The organism is Sphingosinicella sp., assembly GCF_013911755.1.
Classification (GTDB): domain Bacteria; phylum Pseudomonadota; class Alphaproteobacteria; order Sphingomonadales; family Sphingomonadaceae; genus Sphingosinicella.
In genome coordinates this window covers 91033-113948 of record NZ_JACESP010000005.1, presented here as the reverse complement: position 1 = coordinate 113948, position 22916 = coordinate 91033, and the positions used below count along the sequence as shown (strand labels likewise).

The 22916-nt window shown below is 65.0% G+C and carries 26 protein-coding genes; 19 read left to right on the top strand and 7 right to left on the bottom strand.

The features are described from left to right. Positions 1 to 99: 99 nt before the first annotated feature. The 3 genes from era to lepB are packed head-to-tail and all read right to left on the bottom strand — an operon-like array spanning position 100 to position 2425. Positions 100 to 999: a GTPase Era gene (gene era / locus H2052_RS05630; protein WP_293779002.1), complete on the bottom strand. Its 900-nt coding sequence runs from the start codon at positions 997 to 999 to the stop codon at positions 100 to 102. Further along, complete coding sequence (rnc, locus tag H2052_RS05625) at positions 996 to 1658, bottom strand: ribonuclease III (RefSeq protein WP_293779000.1); 663 nt, start codon at positions 1656 to 1658, stop codon at positions 996 to 998. The genes era and rnc overlap by 4 nt, the downstream gene beginning before the upstream one ends. Next, on the bottom strand, positions 1658 to 2425 hold the full coding sequence (gene lepB, locus H2052_RS05620; protein ID WP_293779095.1) for a signal peptidase I: 768 nt from the start codon (positions 2423 to 2425) through the stop codon (positions 1658 to 1660). The genes rnc and lepB overlap by 1 nt, the downstream gene beginning before the upstream one ends. A 137-nt stretch (positions 2426 to 2562) precedes the next feature. Between lepB and pgi the strand changes: the two genes are divergently transcribed. After that, complete coding sequence (pgi, locus tag H2052_RS05615) at positions 2563 to 4089, top strand: glucose-6-phosphate isomerase (protein WP_293778998.1); 1527 nt, start codon at positions 2563 to 2565, stop codon at positions 4087 to 4089. Here the strand turns inward: pgi and H2052_RS05610 are convergent. Then, the gene (locus H2052_RS05610; protein ID WP_293778996.1) at positions 4086 to 5381 is read right to left on the bottom strand and encodes a PLP-dependent transferase; all 1296 of its coding nucleotides are present in this window, start codon (positions 5379 to 5381) and stop codon (positions 4086 to 4088) included. The genes pgi and H2052_RS05610 overlap by 4 nt on opposite strands. Before the next feature lie 137 nt (positions 5382 to 5518). Here H2052_RS05610 and typA point away from each other — a divergent pair, with 137 nt between their 5' ends. Then, on the top strand, positions 5519 to 7345 hold the full coding sequence (gene typA, locus H2052_RS05605; protein ID WP_293778994.1) for a translational GTPase TypA: 1827 nt from the start codon (positions 5519 to 5521) through the stop codon (positions 7343 to 7345). Here typA and H2052_RS05600 read toward each other — a convergent pair. The 3 genes from H2052_RS05600 to H2052_RS05590 form a co-directional block, all read right to left on the bottom strand. Then, complete coding sequence (locus H2052_RS05600; RefSeq protein WP_293778992.1) at positions 7342 to 8700, bottom strand: serine hydrolase domain-containing protein; 1359 nt, start codon at positions 8698 to 8700, stop codon at positions 7342 to 7344. The two genes, typA and H2052_RS05600, sit on opposite strands and share 4 nt — an antisense overlap. Positions 8701 to 8811: 111 nt before the next feature. Then, complete coding sequence (locus H2052_RS05595) at positions 8812 to 9024, bottom strand: hypothetical protein (protein ID WP_293778990.1); 213 nt, start codon at positions 9022 to 9024, stop codon at positions 8812 to 8814. A 202-nt stretch (positions 9025 to 9226) separates the two neighbouring features. Then, positions 9227 to 9760 (bottom strand): PAS domain-containing protein, encoded by a 534-nt coding sequence (locus H2052_RS05590; protein ID WP_293778988.1) that lies wholly within the window; start codon positions 9758 to 9760, stop codon positions 9227 to 9229. A gap of 90 nt (positions 9761 to 9850) precedes the next feature. Between H2052_RS05590 and H2052_RS05585 the strand changes: the two genes are divergently transcribed. The 17 genes from H2052_RS05585 to H2052_RS05505 all read left to right on the top strand — a co-directional run bounded on the left by H2052_RS05585 (position 9851) and on the right by H2052_RS05505 (position 22735). Continuing rightward, positions 9851 to 10357, top strand: a complete 507-nt coding sequence (locus H2052_RS05585; RefSeq protein ID WP_293778986.1) for a prolyl-tRNA synthetase associated domain-containing protein — start codon at positions 9851 to 9853, stop codon at positions 10355 to 10357. Between the two features lie 149 nt (positions 10358 to 10506). Then, positions 10507 to 11736, top strand: coding sequence for an integrase arm-type DNA-binding domain-containing protein (locus H2052_RS05580; RefSeq protein WP_293778984.1), 1230 nt, complete (start codon positions 10507 to 10509; stop codon positions 11734 to 11736). Positions 11737 to 11809: 73 nt separating this feature from the next. Continuing rightward, complete coding sequence (locus tag H2052_RS05575) at positions 11810 to 12160, top strand: hypothetical protein (RefSeq protein WP_293778982.1); 351 nt, start codon at positions 11810 to 11812, stop codon at positions 12158 to 12160. Between the two features lie 122 nt (positions 12161 to 12282). After that, positions 12283 to 12753 carry a hypothetical protein gene (locus H2052_RS05570; protein WP_293778980.1) on the top strand — a complete coding sequence of 157 codons (471 nt, stop codon included), beginning with the start codon at positions 12283 to 12285 and terminating at the stop codon, positions 12751 to 12753. Then, positions 12750 to 13004: a hypothetical protein gene (locus tag H2052_RS05565; RefSeq protein WP_293778978.1), complete on the top strand. Its 255-nt coding sequence runs from the start codon at positions 12750 to 12752 to the stop codon at positions 13002 to 13004. Before H2052_RS05570 ends, H2052_RS05565 begins: the two co-directional genes overlap by 4 nt. 208 nt (positions 13005 to 13212) lie before the next feature. Then, positions 13213 to 13950 carry a hypothetical protein gene (locus tag H2052_RS05560; protein ID WP_293778976.1) on the top strand — a complete coding sequence of 246 codons (738 nt, stop codon included), beginning with the start codon at positions 13213 to 13215 and terminating at the stop codon, positions 13948 to 13950. A gap of 55 nt (positions 13951 to 14005) precedes the next feature. After that, positions 14006 to 14176, top strand: coding sequence for a helix-turn-helix domain-containing protein (locus tag H2052_RS05555; protein ID WP_293778974.1), 171 nt, complete (start codon positions 14006 to 14008; stop codon positions 14174 to 14176). Positions 14177 to 14341: 165 nt separating this feature from the next. Further along, positions 14342 to 14518, top strand: a complete 177-nt coding sequence (locus tag H2052_RS05550) for a hypothetical protein (protein WP_293778972.1) — start codon at positions 14342 to 14344, stop codon at positions 14516 to 14518. Next, entirely contained in the window at positions 14515 to 15477 is a 963-nt protein-coding gene (locus tag H2052_RS05545; RefSeq protein WP_293778970.1) for a toprim domain-containing protein, read from the top strand. The genes H2052_RS05550 and H2052_RS05545 overlap by 4 nt, the downstream gene beginning before the upstream one ends. A gap of 26 nt (positions 15478 to 15503) precedes the next feature. After that, on the top strand, positions 15504 to 16703 hold the full coding sequence (locus tag H2052_RS05540; protein ID WP_293778968.1) for an AAA family ATPase: 1200 nt from the start codon (positions 15504 to 15506) through the stop codon (positions 16701 to 16703). 162 nt (positions 16704 to 16865) lie between these two features. Continuing rightward, positions 16866 to 17063 (top strand): hypothetical protein, encoded by a 198-nt coding sequence (locus tag H2052_RS05535; RefSeq protein ID WP_293778966.1) that lies wholly within the window; start codon positions 16866 to 16868, stop codon positions 17061 to 17063. 415 nt (positions 17064 to 17478) lie between these two features. Then, the gene (locus tag H2052_RS05530; protein ID WP_293778964.1) at positions 17479 to 18024 is read left to right on the top strand and encodes a hypothetical protein; all 546 of its coding nucleotides are present in this window, start codon (positions 17479 to 17481) and stop codon (positions 18022 to 18024) included. 64 nt (positions 18025 to 18088) lie between these two features. Continuing rightward, complete coding sequence (locus H2052_RS05525) at positions 18089 to 18697, top strand: hypothetical protein (RefSeq protein ID WP_293778962.1); 609 nt, start codon at positions 18089 to 18091, stop codon at positions 18695 to 18697. A 1-nt stretch (position 18698) separates the two neighbouring features. Beyond that, positions 18699 to 19730, top strand: a complete 1032-nt coding sequence (locus tag H2052_RS05520; protein WP_293778960.1) for a hypothetical protein — start codon at positions 18699 to 18701, stop codon at positions 19728 to 19730. 181 nt (positions 19731 to 19911) lie between these two features. Then, the gene (locus H2052_RS05515) at positions 19912 to 20319 is read left to right on the top strand and encodes an HK97-gp10 family putative phage morphogenesis protein (protein WP_293778958.1); all 408 of its coding nucleotides are present in this window, start codon (positions 19912 to 19914) and stop codon (positions 20317 to 20319) included. Between the two features lie 2 nt (positions 20320 to 20321). Next, the gene (locus H2052_RS05510; protein ID WP_293778956.1) at positions 20322 to 22472 is read left to right on the top strand and encodes a tape measure protein; all 2151 of its coding nucleotides are present in this window, start codon (positions 20322 to 20324) and stop codon (positions 22470 to 22472) included. Next, positions 22472 to 22735 (top strand): hypothetical protein, encoded by a 264-nt coding sequence (locus tag H2052_RS05505; RefSeq protein ID WP_293778954.1) that lies wholly within the window; start codon positions 22472 to 22474, stop codon positions 22733 to 22735. Before H2052_RS05510 ends, H2052_RS05505 begins: the two co-directional genes overlap by 1 nt. The last annotated feature ends 181 nt before the right edge of the window (positions 22736 to 22916 follow it).

Below are 22916 nucleotides of genomic sequence, written 5' to 3'. Positions count from 1 at the left end.
TCCCTTGTAAGCCAGTCGATCGTGGCAGGCGCACACAAGGGAGCAATGCTTCAGGCGGGCAATTTTCCGCCTAAATGGGTAACGGCGCGGTTGGCACCCTCAATCCACCCAGCCGAGCCCCATATCTCGGTAGGTCTCCCGGTCGTCGGCCCAGTCCGGTTTCACCTTCACGTTCAAGAACAGGTGCACGCGGCGTTCGAGCAGCGTTTCCAGCTCGGCGCGGGCGGCGGAGCCGATGGCGCGGATGCGGGTGCCGCTTTTGCCCAGCACGATTGCTTTCTGCGTATCGCGCTGGACGAGGATCTGCTGGTGGATCTTCACCGATCCGTTCTTCTGCTCCTCCCACAGCTCGGTCTCCACGGTGGAGGCGTAGGGCAGTTCCTCGTGGAGCTGGCGGTAGAGCTGCTCGCGGGTGATCTCGGCGGCGAGGAGCCGCGTGGTGATGTTGGAAACCTGATCTTCGGGGAAGTGCCATGGGCCTTCGGGGAGTGCGGCGGCGAGCGTGCGGCGGAGGTCGTCGACGCCGTCGCCGGTGACAGCGGAGACCATCAGCGTTTCGGCGAAGTCGACGCGGCGGTTTGCCTCGGCCGCGATGGGGAGCAGACGCTCCTTGGCGGCGATGTCGATCTTGGTGATCGCGAGCATCTTAGGCTCGGGGCGGTTCGCGAGCACCTCGAGGATCGCGTTCGTCTCCTCCGAAATCGCGCGCTTGCCGTCGATTACGAGGAGCACGATGTCCGCGCCCGCGGTGCCTTCCCACGCGGCGTGTACCATCGCGCGGTCGAGGCGGCGCCTCGGCTGGAAGATGCCGGGCGTGTCGACGAGGAGGATCTGCGTTTCGCCCTCGATCGCGAGGCCCATCAGCCGCGTGCGCGTCGTCTGTACCTTGGGGCTGACGATCGCGACCTTCTGGCCGACGAGCGCGTTCACCAGACTCGACTTGCCCGCATTCGGCGCGCCGACCACCGCTACCACGCCGCAAAAGGTCTTCTCGCTCATTCACCCGTCTCCCGCGCGAGCAGCGCGATTGCCGCTTGTTTCTCCGCTTCCTGCTTGCTCGAACCGTCCGCCTCTTCGGGCGTATAGCCGCGCACGGTGACACGAACGCGGAAGTTCGGCGCATGATCCGGGCCGGAGCGGCCGACGACCTCGTATGCGGGAATCGGCAAGCGCTTCGCTTGCGCCCATTCCTGAAGCGCAGACTTAGGATCGCGCGGCGCCGCGGCCGGGCGATCGAGATGCGCGGCCCATGCGCCGCGGATAAAGGCTTCGGCGGCGGGAAGGCCACCATCGACATAGAGCGCGCCGATCAGCGCCTCGCAGATGTCGCCGAGCACATTGTCCGACCGGTGGACACCCGCCTGCCGCGCGGCGGTATCCATGCGGATCATCGCTGGAACGCCGATGGCGCGGGCGATTGCCGCGCAGGTGCCCTTGTCGACAAGCGCGGCGAAGCGACGGGCAAGCTCGCCCTCTGTCTCGTCGAAACGCTGATAGAGCCACGCCGCGACGACGCAGCCGAGCACGCGGTCGCCGAGAAATTCAAGCCGCTCGTAGTTGCGCTTACGCCCCCCGCCGTGCGTGAGCGCGGTTTCAAGCAGCTTTGCGTCGCTGAATTCGTGGCCGAGCGCCTCTCGTGCCCAACCGGCGCTTTCCATCAGAAGAGGCGCCCGATGCGCTCCCAACGTGCGGCGGAGACCCAGGTCCACGGCAGGAACCAGTTTGCCGAACCGTCGGTCGAGAAGAACATGATCTCGGCGCGGCCGACGAGGTTTTCCGCAGGCACGAAGCTGATGCCGCCCTCGGCGAAGCTGAAGCGGCTGTCGGAGCTGTTGTCGCGGTTGTCGCCCATCATGAAATAATGGCCTTCGGGCACGACGAACGGAGCGGTGTCGTCTCCGGCGCTTGCAGGATCGCTGTCGAGCACGAAATAGCTGCGGCCGCCGGGCAGCGTCTCTTCGAAGCGCATGTAGCGGCACATGCGCTCGCCGCTCGCATCGACGAAGATCTCGCCCTTCAGGCAGGCCATGTTCGGGCTCTGCGGCACGACGAAATCGGCGACGCGGCGCTTCGGCACGGCGTCGCCGTTCAGGTAAAGCCTGCCGCCGCGCATCTGGACGATGTCCCCCGGCAGGCCGATCACGCGCTTGATGAAGTCCGTACGGTTGTCGCTCGGCGTCTTGAACACGGCGATGTCACCGCGTTCCGGCGCGCTGCCGGCGATGCGCCCCTCGAAGATCGGCGGTCCCATCGGGAACGAATAGCGACTGTAACCGTATGGCCATTTCGCGACGAACAGGTAATCGCCGACGAGGAGGCGCGGCAGCATCGATTCGGACGGGATATTAAAGGGTTCGTAGCCGAAGGAGCGCAGGAACAGCGCGATCAGCACCGCGCCGACGATGGTTCTGAGGCCTTCCTTCATCGAGCCGAGCATCTGCTCACCCCGCGCCTGATGGACTGCGCGGGAGGCTTCGGTAGAAGGGTCTACGGTTTCGGGATCGCTCACAGGGCGGCACTATTGGCCCCGGTCCGGGGTGTCAAGCAAGGAGCGGAGGGCGGATGGACGAGCGGAGCAGGGCCTGGGCGGCGGCGGAAGCGGCAGCGCGTGAGGTTCCGACGCTGGCGGGGCTGTTCGCAGCGGAAGCGGATCGAGTGAGCCGGCTTTCGGTGGACGTCGCGGGGCTGCACGTCGATGTTTCGAAGACGCACCTTTCGTCGGGCGTGGAGGTCGCGCTTGCGGACCTGCTGACGGTATCGGGCTTCGAATCGGCGCGGGCGGCGCTGTTTTCGGGCGCGGTCGTGAACCCCAGCGAGGGGCGGGCGGCGACGCACGTGGCGGAGCGGGGTTCAGGAAGTGGCTCCGCGGTCGCGGCGGCCGACGCCGCGCGAGCGGCGACGCGGCGGCTCGTGGAACGCGTCGAGGCGGGGGCGTTCGGCGAGATCCGACACATCCTCCACATTGGCATCGGTGGCTCGGCTCTGGGCCCCGCGCTGCTCGTCGATGCGCTCGCCGGGAACGCCGGGCGGTACGATACGCACATCATCTCCAACATCGACGGTGTTGCGCTGGAGCGCGCGATGCGCGCCTGCGACCCCGCGCGGACGCTGGTCGTCGTCGTCTCAAAGACGTTCACGACCGTGGAGACGATGACCAATGCGGAGAGCGCGCGCAACTGGATCGGCAGCGCGGCGCGCTTCGTCGCGGTGACGGCGGCGCCCGAGAAGGCGGCGGCGTGGGGCGTTGCGCGCGACAACGTGCTCGGCTTTGCGGAAAGCGTGGGCGGGCGTTACTCTTTGTGGTCCGCAGTGGGCGTGACGGCGGCACTCAGCCTCGGCTGGGCGGCGTTCGAGGCACTTCTGGCGGGCGCGCGGGCGATTGACACGCACTTTGAAAGCGCGCCGCCGGCGGCGAATGCGCCCGTTCTCGCGGCGATGGTGGACGTTCTTTATGCGGCCTTGCTCGGCGCGGAGACGCGAGCGGTGTTCGCCTACGATGAGCGGCTGCGGCTACTGCCGTCCTTCCTCCAGCAGCTCGAGATGGAAAGCAACGGCAAGCGCGTTGACCGCGAGGGCTGGGCGATGACGCATCCAAGCGCGGCGATCACGTGGGGAGGCACGGGCACGGACGCGCAACACGCCGTGTTCCAGCTGCTGCATCAGGGCACGCATCTTGTGCCTGCCGAGTTCGTGATGGTGAAGACGCCGGAGCACGGGCTCGGGGCGGCCCATCATCGGCAACTGCTGGCAAATGCCGTTGCGCAGGGGGCGGCGCTGATGCGCGGGCGGACGACCGAAGAGGCATTGGCGATGAGCGGCGGCGATGCCGCGCTTGCAGCGGCGAAGACGTTTCCGGGTAACCGGCCATCGAGCGCAATCGTGCTTGAAACGCTGGATCCGCACACGCTCGGCGCGCTGATCGCCTTCTATGAGCACCGTACGTTCACAGTGGCGGTGCTGCTCGGCATCAACCCGTTCGACCAGTGGGGGGTCGAGCTGGGCAAGGAGATGGCCCGCGCCGCTTTGGACGGCAGCGCGGGGGAAGGGTTCGATGCATCGAGCCGGGCATTGCTGGCGCGGGTGCTTTAGGCCCCGGCGGCCACCAGCGCCTGTTCGATGTCGGCGATGATGTCGTCGATGTGCTCGAGGCCGATCGACAGGCGCACGTAGCCGGGGGAGACGCCGGTGGCGATCTGGTCAGCTTCCGAGAGCTGCGAGTGCGTCGTCGAAGCGGGGTGGATGGCGAGGCTGCGGGCGTCGCCGATGTTTGCGACGTGGTAGAGCAACTTCAGATTGTCGATGAAGGCGCGGCCGGCTTCGCGGCCGCCTTCAAGTTCGAAGCCGAGCAGGCCGCCGTAGCCGCCAGAGAGATACTTGTCGGCGCGGGCACGGGCTTCGCTGCCTTCGGCTGAGGGATGAATAACCTTCGTTATCCCCTTGCGCTTCTTCAGATAGTCGGCAACCGCCTGCGCGTTGCTGCAATGGCGCGGCATCCGGAGCGGCAGGGTTTCTAGGCCCTGCAGCAGCTGGAAGGCGTTCATCGGCGAGAGCGCGGCGCCGAGATCGCGCAGCAACACGGTGCGGGCGCGCAGGATGTAGGCGATGGGGCCGAGCGGCTTCACCGCCTGCGTCCAGACGGCGCCATGGTAGCTCGGGTCCGGCGTGTTGAGCGTCGGGTGACGCTCCGGCGTCGCTTCCCAATCGAAATTGCCGCCATCGACGATGAGGCCGCCGATCGAGGTGCCGTGGCCGCCGATATACTTCGTTGCCGAATAGACGACGATGGCAGCGCCATGATCGAACGGGCGCGCGAGGAGCGGCGCGGCGGTGTTGTCCACGATGAGCGGGATGCCAAGCCCCCGGCCGAGCGCGGCGACCTCAGCGATCGGGAACACGCGCAGCTTCGGGTTCGGCAGCGTCTCAGCATACCAGGCGCGGGTGCGATCGTCGCTGGCGCGGACGAACGCCTGCGGATCGGCTGGGTCGACGAAGCGCACCTCGATGCCCTGATCCCTCAGCGTGTTCGCGAACAGGTTCCATGTCCCGCCGTAAAGGTCTGTAGAACTGACAATATTGTCGCCGGCGCGGGCGAGATTCTGGATCGCGAATGCCGACGCTGCCTGACCCGACGCGACCGCGAGCGCCGCAACGCCGCCCTCGATTGCGGCAATGCGCTGCTCGAGGATGTCGGTCGTGGGGTTCATGATGCGCGTGTAGATGTTGCCAAGTTCGGACAGCGCGAAGAGGTTCGCCGCGTGCTCGGTGTTTTTGAACTGGTACGAGGTCGTCTGATAGATCGGAGGGGCCACCGCGCCCGTCGTCGGGTCCGCGCGCCAGCCGGCGTGAAGCGCTAGCGTTTCGGGGTGCAGGCTGTTGGTCACGGGCGATCCTCCTTGTTGGTTTTGAAGCTCTAATCGGGTGACGGGGGCTTCGCCAAGAGGTGACACGCCTTGCTGCGATGCAGCAGGTGCTGTATGCGCGCGCCAAATCCGTTTCCTCGAATCTGAAAGAGACCCCCATGGGCCTTCGCAACGTGGCAATCATCGCCCACGTCGACCACGGCAAGACAACGCTCGTGGACCAGCTGTTCCGCCAGTCCGGCACCTTCCGCGATAATCAGCGCGTTGAAGAGCGCGCTATGGACTCGAACGACCTCGAAAAGGAGCGCGGCATCACGATTCTCGCGAAGTGCACCTCCGTCGAGTGGACGCACGGCGGCGAGACGACGCGCATCAACATCGTCGATACGCCCGGCCACGCCGACTTCGGCGGCGAGGTGGAGCGAATCCTCTCGATGGTGGACGGCGTGATCCTGCTCGTCGATGCCGCCGAAGGCCCAATGCCGCAGACGAAGTTCGTGACCGGCAAGGCGCTGGCGCTCGGCCTGCGGCCGATCGTCGTCGTGAACAAGGTTGATCGTTCGGACGCGCGCGCCGATGAGGTGCTCGACGAAGTGTTCGAACTGTTCATGGCGCTCGACGCGAGCGATGAGCAGCTCGACTTCCCGGCGCTCTTCGCCAGCGGTCGTGGCGGTTACGCCGGGCTTTCGGCGGACGTGCGCTCCGGCGACCTGACGCCGCTGTTCGAGAAGATCGTCGAGCACGTGCCCGCGCCGGACGCCGATCCGGCGGGGCCATTCGCCATGCTGGCGACGCTGCTCGACCGCGACAACTTCCTCGGCCGTATTCTCACCGGTCGCATCACCAGCGGCAAGCTTTCCGCCAACATGCCGATCCGCGCGCTCGACCCCGAGGGCAAGGTCGTCGAGGAAGGCCGCGCCAGCAAGGTGTTCGCGTTCCGCGGGCTTGAGCGCGTGCCGGTGGAAAGCGCCGAGGCGGGCGATATCGTCGCCATTGCGGGGCTTTCGACGGCAACCGTCGCCAATACGATTGCCGAGCCTTCGGTGACGACGGCGCTGCCCGCGCAGCCGATTGACCCGCCGACGCTCGCCATGACCTTCGCCGTCAACGACAGCCCGTTCGCAGGCCGTGAAGGCAGCAAGGTGACGAGCCGCATGATCCGCGACCGCTTGCTGCGCGAATCAGAGGGCAATGTCGCCATCCGCGTCACCGAAAGCGCCGACAAGGACAGCTTCGAAGTGGCGGGACGCGGCGAGCTTCAGCTTGGCGTGCTCATCGAGACGATGCGCCGTGAAGGCTTCGAGCTGGGCATCTCGCGTCCGCGCGTGCTGTTCCGCGACGGTCCGAACGGCCGCGAAGAGCCCTACGAGACCGTCGTGATCGACGTCGACGAGGAGCACTCGGGCACGGTCGTCGAGAAAATGGCGCTCCGGAAGGGCGAGATGACCGACATGCGCCCGTCGGGCGGCGGGAAGACCCGGCTGACGTTCATCGCGCCGTCGCGCGGACTTATCGGCTACCACGGCGAGTTCCTGTCCGACACGCGGGGCACCGGCATCATGAACCGGCTGTTCGACAGCTACGGGCCGCACAAGGGCCAGATCACGGGCCGCCAGAACGGTGTGCTGATCTCGATGGAGCAGGGCGAGGCCGTCGCCTACGCGCTGAATGCGCTCGAAGATCGCGGCATCCTGTTCATCTCGCCCGGTGAGCCGCTGTATCAGGGCATGGTGATCGGCGAGAACGCGAAGCCTCAGGATCTTGAGGTCAACCCGCTGAAATCCAAGCAGCTGACCAACTTCCGCGCTTCGGGCAAGGACGATGCCATCCGCCTGACGCCGCCGAAGCGCATGACGCTGGAACAGGCGATCGCCTACATCGACGACGACGAGCTGGTTGAGGTGACGCCAAAGTCGATCCGCATCCGCAAGCGCTTCCTCGACCCGCACGAGCGTAAGCGCGAATCGCGCAAGGCGGCGGCTTAACTGCCGTCCGCCGTCCGCATGAAGGTGATGCCGCGCACGCGCTCGGTCCCGAGCGTGAAACTGCTGCGGTCGTCGGCGAACTTGAGCGTCATGCCTTCCCCGCGATAGATGCCGTCGGGTGAAAGCGTGAAGCTCAGCGGTGCGCCCGTTTCTGCATAGGGCGATGAGATCGCGGCGGTCAGCCGTGGGCCTTCCGACGAGATGTCGTAGGTCGCTTGCAGTTCCTCGGCATAATAGCGCCCGCTCGGTGTTGCGGTATTGGGCTGCAGGATTTTGCCTTCGATGAGTTCGAGAATGGCGTCGGCCTTTTCAACGGGATTCCAGTCGCTTCGATTACAGAACACTGCGATGCCGAGGCGGCGCTCCGGCAGGCGCTGGTACTGATTGAGGAAGGCTTCCGCGCCGCCGCTGTGCTGGACGAAGTGCTGCCCGCGCCGCTCGCCGACCATCAGCCCGCCCGCGTATGCCTGCCGGCTAGGCTTGCGGAGGGCAGGTTCGCCGTTCGTGAAACGGCCGGGTTCGAGCATGATCGCGCTGACCGCGGGCGTCCAAACCTTGTGGCCGACCTCGATATCGTACTCGTAGCGCGCGAGATCGTTGATCGTCGTCATCAGCCCGCCCGAACCGCTGATCAGCGGATAAGTGTCGCGAATTTCAAAGCCGCCATCCTTCGGCTTGTAGCCGTGCGCCACTTTGCCCTGCGGCCTCGCGCCGTTCATGAACAGGCTGTTCTTCATGCCGAGTGGTTTCAGCACGGCCTTCGCGGCATAGTCGCTGAACGGCATACCCGAGACGCGCTCGACGATCTCCGCAAGCAGCAGATAGCCGCCGTTCGAATAGGTGAAATCGGTGCCGGGGGTGAAATTGGTCGCCTTCTGGCGCAGCACCAAATCAAGCGCCTTCGCCTTCGTGAAGGTCGCGGCGTCGTTGCTGCCCGACCAGCGTGCGAGTGCCAGCCAGTCCCGCACGCCCGAGGTGTGGTGGATGAGCATCCGGACGGTGACGGGCACCTCATAGGCGGGCAGTTCCGGAAGGTATTTGCGGACATCTTCATCAAGGCCGATTTTACCCTTCGTGATGAGCGTCGCGGCGGCAAGGACGGTGAATTGTTTTGAGACCGACGCGGCATAGATGAGCGTGTCGCCATCGAGCGGCGTTTTTGCCTCGACGTCGGCCATGCCGGATGCGGTGACGAACAGCGGCTTGCCAGCCTTGAACGCGCCGACCGCGCAGCCCGGCGCCGCAGCGGCGCCCGAATCGGAAACGAGTTTCCGGACAGCGTCGAGATCGGTCGCCGCGGCCGGAGACGAGGGCATCACGGCAATAAGCGCAACAAGAACACGGGACCGTTTCATGAGTAACCCCCTCCAACTGAGCGAGCGGAGAGGGAAGGGCATACGGCCCGGCGCAGCAAGAGCGTATCTGCGCGGCGCGCTATAACCCGGGGTTATTCGGTACGTTTGCCTTCAGGCCGCGACGAGTACGCCGAGATCGGTGAGAAAGTCGGCACCGCCCGTCTGCTGGAGCGGCAGCGCGGTCGCGCAGAAGGCGCATTCGGCGGAACTGCGGCCGATGTACCAGTTGGTGTGCCCGCAGCCCGGGCAGCAGTTGATCTTCGACGGCCGGTACACAAGCCGGTAGCCCTGCTTCGAGCCATCATAGGCGCGCGTGTCGAGCATGGTCCTTGTCCTTTCAACCCGGCGCCAAATGTGGGCGCCTCGTCGCTGGAACACGCAAGGAGGGTGCCAGTTCCCCATGTTACGGAAATTGCAGTGTTCCGAGGATTGGGGGCCACAGGAATGTAAGGTTTATCGACCCATTTGTGCCAGGATGAGACAGGTCGACAGGTCGATTCGAAGACGTAACGTATTGATTTGGCGTTCAGACGCTCAGCAGATGAACCTCGCCAGGCTGCGGGATGAGCATACCGTACCATTCGAGGAACTTGCCGTTGCCGTCCCGCACGGCGGTGCCCGTGGCGCTGAAGGTCACGTATTCGCCGCCCGGCGGCCGCATCCGCATGATCGCCCCGCGCGGGGTTCCGCTTTGGATCGCGAGTGCGAGGGCTGATTTGACGATCGCGACGTCGTCAGGATGCGTGAAGCTCTGCCAGCCGACGCCGAGCGCATCTTCGGACGGGCAGCCTGTGAGCCGGGTGAAACTGTTGTTGATGTAGGTGACTTCGCCCTTCGAATTGCACGCAAAGATGATGACGGGGACGGTGTCGACGATCGATTCAAAGCGTTGCTTGATGATTTGTAGGCACTCGACCTCGGCGCGCAGGCGGCGGACTTCGCTTTCTTTGCGGGCGAGCGCCGCTTCAGAACGGACGCGGACATGATCGACCGCCTTGCGGACGAAATCGAGTTCCTCGGGACCGGGCGAAAATCCCGGCAGCTCTATCTCACGGCCCACGGCCAGTCTCCGGCAAAACGCGACAGGGTGCAAACATACTGGCACGCGAGGGTTAATGCGCTGTATGCGCCGGGCGGAAAGGGGATATTTGTGACATCACGGGAAGCGGAACTGGACGCTGCGCTCGGCGGGCTCGGCGTTGTTTTCACAAAGCACGAGCACGAGGCGGTATTCACCGTGGGCGAGAGCGAGGCGCTGCACCAAGTGATCGCTGGGGCGCACACCAAGAACCTGTTCCTGAAGGACGAGGCGGGCGCGTTCTTCCTGGTGACGATCCCCGCCGACGCGCGCGCGAACCTGAAGGCACTGCCTGCCGTGCTCGGATCGCGGCGGCTGAGCTTCGGAAAGGCGGAGGACATGGAGCGCTTGCTCGGCATCACGCCGGGATCGGTGACGCCGCTCGCAGCATTCAACGATGCAGGCCGCGTGGTAACGGTGGCGCTGGATGCGGCCCTCGCGGCGGCGGAGACGGTGAACGTCCACCCCTTGCGCAACACGGCGACGGTCGGCATGTCCGGGCCTGACCTTGTGCGCGCTCTCGAAGCGTGGGGACATGCGCTGATCATCGCCCACATTCCGATTCTGGAGGAAAAATGATCCTCTTAACTTGCCTTCGGTGACGTTCATTTTCCTTCGCTGGACTGGCGAAAACCACTGTAAAACCGCCATTCCTCTTTCACTGACGTTCATTGACATTCGCTAGCTGTCGTGTTTTCTGGTGGGCATAGCAGTTGGAACGGAACGCCATGCCCACCACGCCAAAACGCAGATCGCGGCCCGCGACAGTCAAGGAAATCGACGCGCTGCGCACATCGGGGAAACACTCCGTCGGCGACAGTCTGCTGCTCGTGGTGGGGACGAACGGCACCCGCTCATGGATCGCGCGCGTGCGCAGTCCAGACGGTCGCCGACGCGATATCGGCCTCGGGCCGCTCGCTGATGTGAGCCTCGCCGAGGCGCGCGAGAAGGCACGCGAGTTGCGTGGCCAGACCCGCGCCGGGCTCGATCCGCTCGCCGAGAAGCGCAAGGCGGCGCGCGTCGTGCCCACATTCGAGGCGGCTGCCCGGAAGGTCTACGCCGAGCGCGAGGACGGCTGGAAAAGCCAGAAGCACCGGGAACAGTGGCTGAATTCCATGGAGCACCACGTTTTCCCGAAAATCGGGCGGCTCCCGATCAATGCGGTGACCGGGCCGCTGATCGTCGAGGCGCTCAAGCCGATCTGGACGACGAAACCCGAAACCGCGAGCCGAGCTCTACAGCGCATCGCGTCCGTCGTCGCTTGGGGCGCGGCGCACGGCTACCGCGACAGTGAGGCGCCCGTGCGGGCCATCCGTATGGGATTGCCGCCCCAGCCCCGCCGCAGCGGCCATTTCGCGGCCATGCCCTACACCGACGTACCGAGCTTTATGCAGCGCGTCCGCGCCGAGACGGTGACGGTCGGTCGGCTCGCGCTGCAGTTTGTAATCCTGACGGCGGCGCGCTCGGGAGAAGCGCGCGGCGCGAGGTGGGATGAGTTTGACACCGATAAGGCGCTCTGGACCATTCCGAAGGAGCGCATGAAAGCCGGAGATGAGCATGTCGTCCCACTATCCCCTGCCGCGCTTGCGTTGCTGAAACAGATTCCCCGGCTCGAAAAATGCCCGCTCGTGTTTCCCGGCGTGAAGCGCCAGCCGCTTTGCGATGCGACCTTGGGCAAAATCCTCCGCGATGCCGGCGAGACGTGCACGGTGCATGGCTTCCGGTCGAGCTTTCGGGATTGGATATCGGAAGAAACAAACTTCCCCGGCGAAGTCGCCGAAAAGGCGCTGGCCCACAAGATTTCGAATGCTGTCGAGGCGGCTTATCGGCGGGGCACGTTGCTGGAGAAGCGCCGCGCCATGATGAACGCGTGGGCCGCTTTTCTGGAGGGCGGGCAGGGCGCCGACGTCATTGATTTCACGAACATCGCGGCAACGTCGCGGAACGGATCGGCGTAGTGCCGATAGCGGCCCGTGCTGGCGCTGGTACCGCTGGCACGGGCCTTACCACCAACGTCCACAGGAGACGAAAATGGCTGTAAGTACCCTACCGAGGCCGGACGAATTGTCCAATGCCCACACACCCGCCACGCTTCTCGACGCTTACGAGGCCGGCCGCATGACGCGCCCCGAGCTGCTCGACCATTTGCTCGAATGGCGCAAGACGTCTGCGCTGGTGAAGCCGCACAGGATCGAGGATGCGCTGTTCGAGGCCGGCGGCGTCGTTAATGCGCTTCGCCTCATGCACCATGGGCTTGACGACGACGACGCCGAACTCGCGTTCCACATGGTCATCGAGGACCTTGCGGGTCGGATCAACATCATCAAGGCGATGGTCAAAGGCGAGAGCGCTGATGCGGTGCGAGTGGGAGCTGGGGCATGAGCGCGTCTACCGATAGGAGGGCCGTACTCGCAGGGATGGCGCTCGCGCCTGTCGCAGCGCTCCCCGCCCTTGCAAACGTGCCGGATCGGAGCGCGTGGACCGCAGCGTTACACGGCTTCAAGATGGCCTTCGACGCCGAAAGGGTTGCCCTGAAGCCATACAAGGCCGCGAGTGCGGCCCTTACGCGGCAGAGTCTGCCCACGCCAAAAGTGGCAATCAAGGACGAGCGTGGCGAGGAATATTTCTACAGCCTGCAGTTTTGCGAAAGGCTGATCGATGGCGTTCCTGAAAGCAAAAGGGACACCGACCCGGTCATCCGGCAAGCGTTTGAAGCGGTGGAAGAACACCACCGGGTCAGGCTGGAGAATAAGAAGCTTTGCACTCATCTCCGCGTGGATGAGCTCGAAGCCGCGTGGTCCAGCGCGTGCGATGATAGAACCGAAGCCGCGAACACGCTGATGGAATGTCCCGCACCGGATTTGGCGGCGGTCATCCAGAAGATCGATATGCTCCACGACGAGGTTGATAGCTGCAATCTTCTGATTGACGTTCGCAACGACCTCAGGCGCCTGAACGGGGGAGGGGCAGCATGAGCGCGACATTCGCTCTTCCGCCCGCCTTTCGTCACGCGACGGCGCTCCCCCGCACCGCATTGGAGCAGCTCATCGAGGAGCTTGTCACGATGCTTGACGCCGCGGACGGAGACCCCGACCTTGAGGACGGCGACGAGGATTGCTGCATCGGCCACGACGACGACCTTGCCTTTCGCTTTGATGATGGCGGGGCGGGAGACGACGTCGATGCCGAGGATGAGCACGACCGGGAGTTGGTCGATTTCGGATAGGCCCCGTGGTGGGGCTCGGCGTGGGCAAGAGCGCCCAGCGGGCCCCACCACGGCCAGTTTCGGCGCTAGGGCGCGATAAGTTCGGCGGATTGTGTATCCGCCAAAGGTTCCGGCAACACGCCGGGCGCGAGGGCTGGGTCGACGGGCCGAAAACGCGGCTACCCGGCCGCGCTGCCCTCGCGATACGAACCGGGCCGCTGGGGAGCGGGTGATGTTTGAGGACGGATTCCATGCGGTCGAGACAACACCGCCGCGCCGCGTCGTCGATGTTCATGGCGACATCGTTTTGGCGGCGCCGCAGCTCGTCGCGCACCTTTGCCACCCCGCGAATCCCAAAAAGGCCGCAGAGGCTGAACTTACGCTAAAGGAGTTCGCCGCCGTCGTGCTGAGAGCGCGAGGCGAAGGCCGTGGGCGCGATCTCGTGCGCGATCAGGTGAAGGCCGCCGCCGGGAGGGAGTTACACAAGCCGGTCGTGCTCGATCGGCGCCTCCGATATCTGGAGAACCGCTTTGCACAATCCATGCGAGCCGGGCTTTGGCTCAACGATGCAATCGTCAACGCAGAATCCAGCCTGCGCCGCATTCTGCCTCAACGGGCGCGGTCCATCGAGAAGGCTGTTCGTGAGGCGTCGGCGGGCGGCGTAATCGCCGACACGCAGAAGGATGGCCACAATCCGGCGCCGCGCCGCACCCTGTGGCTGCCGTACTTCCCGGCTGCGCACCTCGCGCTTGAGGCGCGCCTCGCGATGTGGGATTTTGTCGAGAAGGGCGGGAGGTTGCGATATCCAAAGCAGTTCGCGCTGCTGAATTTCGCGTTCATTTCAGATTGGGTAACCGATGCGCTGACCCAGGCGGAAAAGCGCGCTTTTCTTGTGGGCAAAGCCGACATCGCACCCGGCGTCGACAAGCTGATTTATTTTCGACCGGCACGTTTTTTGCAAGTTTAGGGCGCCCACACTTCGCGCAACTTCCTTTCAGTTGAATTCAATTGAAGGGATCGAAATGGAACAGATCGCGGTCACCGTGGATGAAGCCAAGCGTCAGCTCTGCGTCGGCACAACTCGGCTTTATCAGTTGGTCAACAGCGGCGAACTCGACTCGGTTCGCCTCGGCAAGCGCCGGCTCATCAAGGTCGCCAGCATTCGCCGGCTCCTCGGTGAGGAAGCGGCGTAGCGATGAGACAGACACAGAAACGCCGCCCTGGCGGGGGCGGCGCTGCACCGAAGTTTGGGGACTACCGGCTGCCGACTTCATACCCTGATACCGCGCTGCTGTCCACAATCGCCGAGATCGATCGACGCATGTCGGTGGCATGGCTGGCGGGTCTGGTGGTGCGGAATGGATAAGCCCCGCCTGTTCCTCGTCATCACCGAGCGTCCCGACGGCTGGCAAGTCGAGCTGCATGGTCCCGTTGGCGGGCACCTCGTCACGCTCGCACGCGGCCTTGAAATGCAAGCGGCAGTCGTCCGGGCCGGGATCGAAGCTGCCGAGCGCGGGATCGAGGTGCGGACATGACGCTCGCCCCACTCGATACCGCCGAACTCATCGCCGCCGCGCCCGAAGTCGCGCGCATCCTTCTCGGCGCACCCCAGAAGGCCAGCCGGCCGGGTGAGATGCGCTACCGCCGCAAAGGCTCGCTGACCGTGTTCACGGAAGCCGCGACCTACTTCGATTTCGAGGCCGGCGAAGGTGGCGGGTTACTCAGCCTGATCGCACAGGAAAGGCACTGCACGCCCGGCGAGGCCGTCGCGTGGCTTCGTGAAATGGGCTTCATCTCGCCAGCGCCGGGCGCGCCCGTGCCGCGCCGGCGCGCGGAGAGGTTGGCGAATCCGTCCCCCGATCGCGACCATGCAGGGGAACCCGCGAAGCCCCGCAAGGATGACGCGGAGCGCATCCGCCGGGCGCTGGCGCTGTGGAACGAGGCTATCAGCGCCGAGGCGACCATGGCTGACCATTATCTCGCCGGTCGCGGTGTGGCGCTGCCTGCCGAGCCGTCCCGCATGATCCGCTATCATGCCGCATGTCCTTTCGGCGAAGGGCAGCGCCTGCCGTGTATGCTCGCCCTGATGCGCGATCCGGCGACAGGTGAGGCGATCGGCGTCCACCGTACCGCCTTCTCGCCTCAAGGAATGAAGCTCGATCGCCGGATGCTCGGCAGAGCCGGCGCGATCATGCTGAGCCGTTCCGACGATGTAACGCACGGTCTCGGTATCGCCGAGGGCATCGAGACCGCCCTGTCGGTGCTCGCGGCGGGCTGGGCGCCGGTCTGGGCGGTTTGCTCGGCCGGGGGCATAGCCAGCTTTCCGGTGCTGCCCGGAATCGAGGCGCTGACCGTCTTCGCGGATGCCGACGAGCCGGGCCAGAATGCCGCGCGTGCTGTCGCCGAGCGGTATGCCGACGCGGGGCGCGAGGCGTCGGTGATCTATCCCCGCCAGATCGGCGCCGACTTCAACGATCTCGGGAGGGCAACATGAGCCCACTCAGCCCGGAGAACGTCGTTGTGGAGCGGTTCGCACCGCGGGAGGCTGAATCGCCGCCGGCGGGCACCGCTCACCCCGAGATCATCGCCACGCCATTCGCTTGGCACGATCCGGCCACCATGCCCCGGCGCCCCTACATTCTCGGCCGCCTGTTGCTGCGGGGCACTGTCGCATCCGCAGTAGCGCCGGGAGGCGTCGGCAAGTCCGCCTTCATGGCCAGCACTGCGCTCGCGCTCACCAGTCGCCGCCCCATTCTCGGCGAGCAGGTCTGGGACCGGGCGCAGCGCGTTTGGTATTGGAACCTAGAAGACGACGCGACCGAGCTGGACCGCGTGCTGCTCGCCGCCTCGCTGCACCACGGCGTCAGCGCGGAGGATTGCGCCGATCGACTGTTCGTCGACAGCGGCCTCGACGGGCAGGGGCTTTGCACGGCGACCGAGGATGCCAACGGCTTCAAGATTATTGAACCGGTCTATGAGGCCCTCGCGGCTGAACTGGAGCGCCGAGACATAGACGTCCTGATCGTCGATCCGTTCGTGTCGTCTCATCAGGTTTCGGAGAACGACAACACGAAAATCGACGCCATCGCGAAGCGCTGGGGGCGCCTGGCCTCCCATTGCCAGTGCGCGATCGTCCTTGTTCACCATAGCCGGAAACTCGCCGGGCAGGCCGTGACGGCGGAAGCCTCGCGCGGTGCGGTTGCTCTCATCAATGCCGCCCGCTCGGTGCTCGTGTTCAACCGGATGACCGCCGAGGAAGCCGACCGTTTCGGCATCAATGACGACGCCGAGCGCCGCCGGCATTTCACGGTCCAAGACGACAAGCACAATCGCGCCCCGCCTGAAAAGGCCAAGTGGTTTCGCATCGCATCCGTGCCGCTCGGCAACGGTGACGATATCGGCGTGGTTGAGCCTTGGGCGCCGCCCGACGCTTTCGACGGCATCGATCACACGGTCTTGCGGGCCGTTCAGGCGAGGGTCGCTGACGGTGAGTGGAGGGCATCGTCGCAATCCACCAGCTGGGTAGGCATCGCCATCGCGGACGTGCTGGGCGCCGATCTGGAAAATTCGACGGACAAGACCCGTGTGAAGGCGCTCGCCAAAGGGTGGATTCAGTCCGATGTGCTGCGTGTGGTCGAGGGTAAGGATGAGAAAAGCAACATGCGAAAATTCGTTCGCGTCGGCATCCATGTCGACAGCCCGGCGAAGGGTGCAGAATGATCACCTCCTCACCTTCAAACCTGAGGTGGGGAAAGGTGGGGAAATCCACCCCGAACCTCATCCCCACCCCACTATACGTAGTGGGTGGGGTGAGGTGGTGAGGAAGGCCCTCACCTTGAAATTTCAAAGTGGGGAAAATGCCCCGGTGAAGGAATACGCGCGATGACCACCGCAGCCCCGAAACCGATAGCCACCGACGAACTCCGCGACATGGCTCGGGAGCTCATCCGTGGCTGTGGCGGCGACCGGGCGCTGGCGCTCGTGGCGCTGGACGAGATTCGCGGCCACGTCTGGCGCGGGAAGTTTTGCGGCAATCCGCTGTGTGGCGACCCTGGGTGCACGGGCTGCCTGCCGTACTGAGCCGCACAATCCGCACAGATCGCGCGCGCGAGGTGCGTTGTTATCAACGCAGGAACAACGGGAGGTCGTACAGTTCGGACAGATCGCGCCCGCGCGCGAGGGCCTGTTTTCAGGGACGGAGCAGGTGAGGCCTGGGCGCTGAGAACTTGAAAAAACCTGAAACCGCAAACGCCGTCAGGAGCGGAAAAGGGCGAGCGCATGTTGAAAAATGTTGAAATCGCCGCCGCCGTCGAGAGCGGAAAAGGGCGGGTCGCTTGTTAACAAACGTTAAGGATGCCGCCGCCGTCGACGCACAAAGAACCGGACAAAACCGTACATTTAAGCGCCGAAATCACGGTGCGACGTAAGGAGGTGTGGGAGGCATTAGAAACTGCGCAAACTTCGCGTAGTTTTGAAGGCCGTGGAAACAAAGGTTTTGCAGCAGACACTGCTGAGCGCGGCGAGTAAATCGTGCAAATTTGCACGAAAAGGTCGGACACCAAGACGGATTTGCCGTCTCGACCTGACGAAGGACGAGCGGGACAGGCATATTCGGCGATACGCGGAATTGCTGGAGATCCGCGCGAAAGAGGTTTTGCTTCAAAATGAACCGAAACCTATTTCCAGTCCGGAGGGTGGAAGGCCGAAAACAAGCATCGCTCAGCAGATCGCCGAAGAGACGGGCTTGAGCAAAAGCACTGTCCAACGCGCCCTCAATCCGAAACCTCCCGTCCAGATCAAATCCGTCATCGAGCCCGAGAGTGAACAAGAGGCCATCATCCGCGAGGCCAACGCGATTGTGGCAGCTTGGAACCGCGCACGGCAGGCGATCCGGTTGGCGCAACGGTTGGCATGGCACCGGAGCCGTGCTGAGATCGGCTTAAATCTGCGGCCCACGCTGGACAGTCTGGAGGACTGCACGTCCGCCGATGCTCACCTAGGTTCGAATGGCACCGGCACGCTTTTTGCACGTGTCCGCTGATCGGGTTCTCGTCATCCTTCTCCCACTCCCCGGCATGTCGCCGGGTGAATGGGAGAATGACGAAATGCTTTTTTACACCCGCCGAGACGGCACCATCTGCGATCCGGTCGAAGCCATCGACAGCGACGGCACCATTCGCGACGGATTCGCAGTCCGCCAGCCGCTCATCCTCAAAGACCGCCAGACCGCCGCCGGCTTCATCGCCTTCCGTGACGCCGACAAGGCGCCGAAGGCGCTCGACGAAGCTGTGAAACTCCATTTCGCGGCGCTCGCCAAAAATCACAACGTCGATGTCGAGACCTTTCTCGCCACCCGCCCGCGCTTGAGCCTTGAGGAGGATATCACCTCCATCGTCAAGAATTACGTGGCCAGCCTCGCCGCTGCCAGCATCGCTGCCGAGTTCGGCGACACCGCAGCCGCCAAGGCCACCCGCGACCACGCCCTTGCCACCCGCTACGGCGGCCCCGCACCGCACACCACGGCAGCCATCCGCGACGCCGCGCGCCGGAACCGATACGCAACCGACGTCGCGCCTATCGCTAGCACTCCCGCCGCCGCTGCCACCACCACCGATACCGCCGCCATTCGCGATCAGGCCCGGCGCAACCGCTACGCCGATGCCGCGCCAGCCGAGGCCGCCGAGATCGGCGCCAATATCGGGTGGAGGTCGTAACATGGCGAAACCCCTCGAAGACCGCCAGCGCGCCGCGCTGATGCCGGGCGCGCGTCTCGGCGACGTTCGTGCCGTGCTCGCCGAAACCCAGACCGCAGCGCAGGCGGCAACCGATGCCGCAGCCGAGGCTCGCGCTATCGCGATCGATCCCCGCACACCTTCCGACGCAGCCCGCGCCGCTCGTCACGCTGCCGCCGATCACGAACACGATGCCGAGCGTCAAGTCGCCGCGGTGAAGCTGCTCGCCGAAAAGGTGGCAGCGCTGGAGACCGCCGACGCCACCGCCAAGCGCCGCGTCGATGAACAGGCCGCCGAGGCCGAGCGCGACGCGCTGGTGGCCGAGTGGCGCGACCGGGTGCCGGGCATCGTCTCGTACCTGATCGAACTTTTCGAGCGCACCACTGCGAATGAGTCCCGCCTCGATCGCCTCCGCATCCGCACAGGTGGTGCCGAAGCACTGGCGCGCGGCGTGCCGGGCAACTTCCACTCGGCGCATGGTGGCCCGATCAACCGGTTTGCGGAGATGAAAATTCCGCGCTGGGACAGCGACGGTCTGGCATGGCCGCGACGGGCTGGCGTGATTCCCGACACGTTCGTTGCCCAGCGCGAGAGCGAGCAGAAAAGCCGCGAGATCGCACGCGAGCGCGCTGTTTCTGGCCACCCGGTCTGGGCCATCGTGCACAATAAGCTCGGCTACGGCGTCCGCGGCGTCCGCTTTCGTGCCAACCCGACCGGCAATCCGCTGGCGCACCATGCCTTCTTCGCGGAGATGACCGCCGAGCAGGTTACGGCGGCCCGCGAGATTGGCGTCGTCGTCGATGTGCTCGGCGATGATGCCTTTCACCCCTTCCACCTCGCGCTGCCGGCTGGCGCGAAGGGCCATGCTACCATCGCCACAAAGACCGGTGACGTTCGCGTTGGCCCCGATGGCCTCACGGCGCACGTCAACCGCGAGCAGCTGTATGCCGCCCGCCGTGCTGGGCTCATGGCCGAGCCTGCTCAGCTGCCAAACGCCGAGCAGGCAGCAGCGTGACGATCACAAGATCCTCCCCGGTCGCGCATCAGCGTGGCGCACCGGCAACTCCGCGCCGCTGCCATGGTCCCCTTTGCGCGTGCGGCGCGGGCATTTCTTCGAATGCTCTCCGACGGTCGGATGAGCGCCGCTCGGCGGTTCCTTGCTTCCCGCCGAGCGGCAACTTTTCGCGGGTGCTGTCGTGGTGAAGATCACCGGCGCCGATCGCGTCTTGCGCCGCCTCGACCGCATGGCCGGCGCGCAAGCTCATCGTGAGATCGGCGCCGCGCTGTTCGCTGGCGGGCACCTGATCGCAACGGAAGCGCAAATCAGCATCACGACCGGCGCCGTTTCGGGCAAGGGGCACGTGCCGAGCGCCCCCGGCGAGCCGCCGAACAATGACACGGGCGCGCTCGCCAATCAGATCGAAGTGACTCAGGTCGGCGACCTCAAGGTCGAGATTTCCAGCAACGCGCCGCACGCCGCTCCGCTGGAGCTGGGCACGTCCAAGATGACCGAACGTCCGTACATGCGGCCGGCAGCCGTGAAGCGCCGCGGCGAGGCTGTGCAGCTCGTGCGCAGGGTCATTGCTCGTCAGGTGAGGGGATAGACATGGCTACCGTCGAGGAAATTGTTGTTCTGCTGGAAGCTCGCATGGAAGGCTACCGCCGCGAGGTGCGCGCGGCACATCAAGAAACGGCGCGCGCAATGGACGGCATCGGGAAGTCGACGAAACGTGCCGAACTCCTCGTCAGCACCGCCGCACGCGCCATGTCGGCAGCGCTCGCCGGCATCTCAGTCGTCGCGATCGGACGCGCCGCCGTGCAGACGGCGCTGGACTTCAAGCGCCTTGAGCAGGGGATGCGGATTGCAACCGGCTCCACCGAGAAGGCCGACGCGGAATTCTCATTCCTGCGTAAGACGGCTGACCAGCTCGGCATCCGGCTGCTTACCTTGGCTGAGCAATATGTCGGCCTCGCTGCAGCCGCGCGTGGCACGACGCTGGAAGGCCAGGCAACCCGCGACATCTTCGACGCGATCACGCGAGCCGTCATCGCTACCGGCGGAGGCGCTGAGCAAGCGCACGGCGCACTCCTCGCCATTCAGCAGATCATCTCCAAAGGCACGGTGAGCGCCGAAGAGCTGCGCGGGCAGCTTGGCGAGCGCCTGCCCGGCGCGTTCCAGATCGCGGCGCGCGCCGTCGGCAAGACGACTGCCGAGCTTGGCAAGATGTTGGAGCAGGGGCAGCTCCTGTCTGCGGACTTCCTGCCTCGCTTTGCGGCTCAGCTTCGCGAGGAACTGCCCTCATCTGTCGAGGCGGCAAATGCGCCGTTTCAGCGCCTACGCACGGTGCTGGACGACATCTCGAATTCGACCGCCGACGGTTTCATGGGCGCGCTTTCAGAAGCTACGGACGAATTGGCGTCCGTCCTCAAGCGCATGGACGAGGACGGCTCGCTGCGGCGTCTCGGCGAGGACATCGCGGCTGTTATCCGTATCGCGGCGGGCGGGCTGGCGACGCTGGACCGGCTCGCGACCACGCTGAACACGATCGCGAATCATCCGCGCAAGGCCGGATACTCCATTCCTGACCTGATCGATCGGGGTATCGGCGTCGACCGCCGCGGCGGCAAAAAGACCGGCAAGACGATCGAGCAGCAGCTTCGTGAGCAGATCGCGCGCGATGAGGCGCTGTTGCCGAAAACCGGCAAGGGCAGCGCCATCGCGGACGAGGTCGAGACGCGACTTGAGGCGGCGCGGCAGGGCCTTGTCGCGCTTCAGGCTGGCAAGGTTCTGGAACTGAAGGCGACGCTCGACCGCGTGAACGCCGGCGTCATCAAGGTCTCCAAGGAAGCGCGCGCCAATCTCGAAAAGGAGCTGGCTGCTGCGACTGCGGCGCTGAGCTCGGACAAGGCGGCGCCTACCGACCCTCGCGGGACGCCGCTCGGCGTGGCAGGCAAGGCCGGCAAGGCCAAAAAGCCCAAGCAATCCGCGCTCGAAAAGTACCGTGAGTCCACCGACTACGCGTTCGACGCGAAACAGGACATCAAGGATTTCGTCGAATCCACCAAGGAAATCGACCTTGCCAACGTCCGTATCGGCAAGACGATTTCTTTCACTGAATATCTCGGTGAGAGCTTCAAGGAAGTTGCCGACGTCGTCGACCGCGACATCGGCAAGGCATTCGACGGAATGGAGGAGCGTAGCCGCCGACTCGATCAGGTCGCACAGGAATTTGCCGCCTCTTTCTCCGGCGCGTTCGAGGATGCCATTCTCTCCGGCGATCTGGACGGCGCTCTCGATGGTCTGCTTGAGGACATGGCGCGACTGATTATCCGGCTGACCATTATCGAGCCGCTGGCCAAATCCGTCGCGGATGCGCTTAAGGGCGGTGGGTCTGGCGGGGGCGGGTTCTTCGGCAGCCTGCTTAGCAGCATCGGGACGTTTTTCTCCGGTGGAACGACCGGAAAGGCGACGGGCGGCGCCGTCCATCCGTTCCAGCGAATCCGCGTCGGCGAGCATGGTCCGGAAGAACTCCGAATGGGAAGCGTCGGCGGCTATGTAAGTCCCATGCCGACCGGGCGCGGAGGCAATAGTGGCGCTGCGCTTTCCATCACGATCAACGCTCCCGGCGCAACCGCAGAAACTGTCAGCATGATCCGCCGCGAGATCAACAATGCTGCCGGCCCAATCATCAACGCTGCCAGCAACACGACAATGCAGCGTGCCACCCGCCGTACGCTACCGCGGGGGATGGGTTGATGCGCACCCCCGACATCACCACGGCGTTCGCCAGCGACGCCGAGCAGACGCAGGCAGTGCACGACGCCATGAGCGACCTTATACGCTCATTCGCGGCGCTGGGAATCGACGACGATCAGCTCGCGAACGGGATGCTCGCTGCGGCGTGCACCGTCTGGAGCGCCCGCCGCGGCCCTGAGAACATTGCGGGATACCTGCGCACGGCGGCCGAGGCCTATGAAGCCACGTATCATACGATGGGCGCCACGCCGGGGCGGCATTGAGCGGAGGGCTAGTCCTCCAAGGCTGGGCGGATTCTCTTGGCGTTTCGGGCATTTCTGCTGGAGTGCTGAACTGATGCCCACCGGCTAGCCAACTGGCGTTGCGCTGTGGACCTGTCCCGGAGCGGGTCTGGAGAGGCTCTGGAGCGGTCAAGGGCCGGAAATGATTTCCGGTTGCGAAATA

What these genes read in the sequence shown, in the direction of transcription:
- H2052_RS05525 (WP_293778962.1), top strand. Translation starts at nt 18,089, where the DNA reads ATGCTTTTTTACACCCGCCGAGACGGCACCATCTGCGATCCGGTCGAA.
- H2052_RS05545 (WP_293778970.1), top strand. Translation starts at nt 14,515, where the DNA reads ATGACGCTCGCCCCACTCGATACCGCCGAACTCATCGCCGCCGCGCCC.
- typA (WP_293778994.1), top strand. Translation starts at nt 5,519, where the DNA reads ATGGGCCTTCGCAACGTGGCAATCATCGCCCACGTCGACCACGGCAAG.
- H2052_RS05505 (WP_293778954.1), top strand. Translation starts at nt 22,472, where the DNA reads ATGCGCACCCCCGACATCACCACGGCGTTCGCCAGCGACGCCGAGCAG.
- rnc (WP_293779000.1), bottom strand. Translation starts at nt 1,658, where the DNA reads ATGGAAAGCGCCGGTTGGGCACGAGAGGCGCTCGGCCACGAATTCAGC.
- H2052_RS05600 (WP_293778992.1), bottom strand. Translation starts at nt 8,700, where the DNA reads ATGAAACGGTCCCGTGTTCTTGTTGCGCTTATTGCCGTGATGCCCTCG.
- H2052_RS05595 (WP_293778990.1), bottom strand. Translation starts at nt 9,024, where the DNA reads ATGCTCGACACGCGCGCCTATGATGGCTCGAAGCAGGGCTACCGGCTT.
- pgi (WP_293778998.1), top strand. Translation starts at nt 2,563, where the DNA reads ATGGACGAGCGGAGCAGGGCCTGGGCGGCGGCGGAAGCGGCAGCGCGT.
- H2052_RS05570 (WP_293778980.1), top strand. Translation starts at nt 12,283, where the DNA reads ATGGCCTTCGACGCCGAAAGGGTTGCCCTGAAGCCATACAAGGCCGCG.
- H2052_RS05575 (WP_293778982.1), top strand. Translation starts at nt 11,810, where the DNA reads ATGGCTGTAAGTACCCTACCGAGGCCGGACGAATTGTCCAATGCCCAC.
- H2052_RS05510 (WP_293778956.1), top strand. Translation starts at nt 20,322, where the DNA reads ATGGCTACCGTCGAGGAAATTGTTGTTCTGCTGGAAGCTCGCATGGAA.
- H2052_RS05535 (WP_293778966.1), top strand. Translation starts at nt 16,866, where the DNA reads ATGACCACCGCAGCCCCGAAACCGATAGCCACCGACGAACTCCGCGAC.
- H2052_RS05520 (WP_293778960.1), top strand. Translation starts at nt 18,699, where the DNA reads ATGGCGAAACCCCTCGAAGACCGCCAGCGCGCCGCGCTGATGCCGGGC.
- H2052_RS05555 (WP_293778974.1), top strand. Translation starts at nt 14,006, where the DNA reads ATGGAACAGATCGCGGTCACCGTGGATGAAGCCAAGCGTCAGCTCTGC.
- lepB (WP_293779095.1), bottom strand. Translation starts at nt 2,425, where the DNA reads ATGAAGGAAGGCCTCAGAACCATCGTCGGCGCGGTGCTGATCGCGCTG.
- H2052_RS05565 (WP_293778978.1), top strand. Translation starts at nt 12,750, where the DNA reads ATGAGCGCGACATTCGCTCTTCCGCCCGCCTTTCGTCACGCGACGGCG.
- H2052_RS05550 (WP_293778972.1), top strand. Translation starts at nt 14,342, where the DNA reads ATGGATAAGCCCCGCCTGTTCCTCGTCATCACCGAGCGTCCCGACGGC.
- H2052_RS05580 (WP_293778984.1), top strand. Translation starts at nt 10,507, where the DNA reads ATGCCCACCACGCCAAAACGCAGATCGCGGCCCGCGACAGTCAAGGAA.
- era (WP_293779002.1), bottom strand. Translation starts at nt 999, where the DNA reads ATGAGCGAGAAGACCTTTTGCGGCGTGGTAGCGGTGGTCGGCGCGCCG.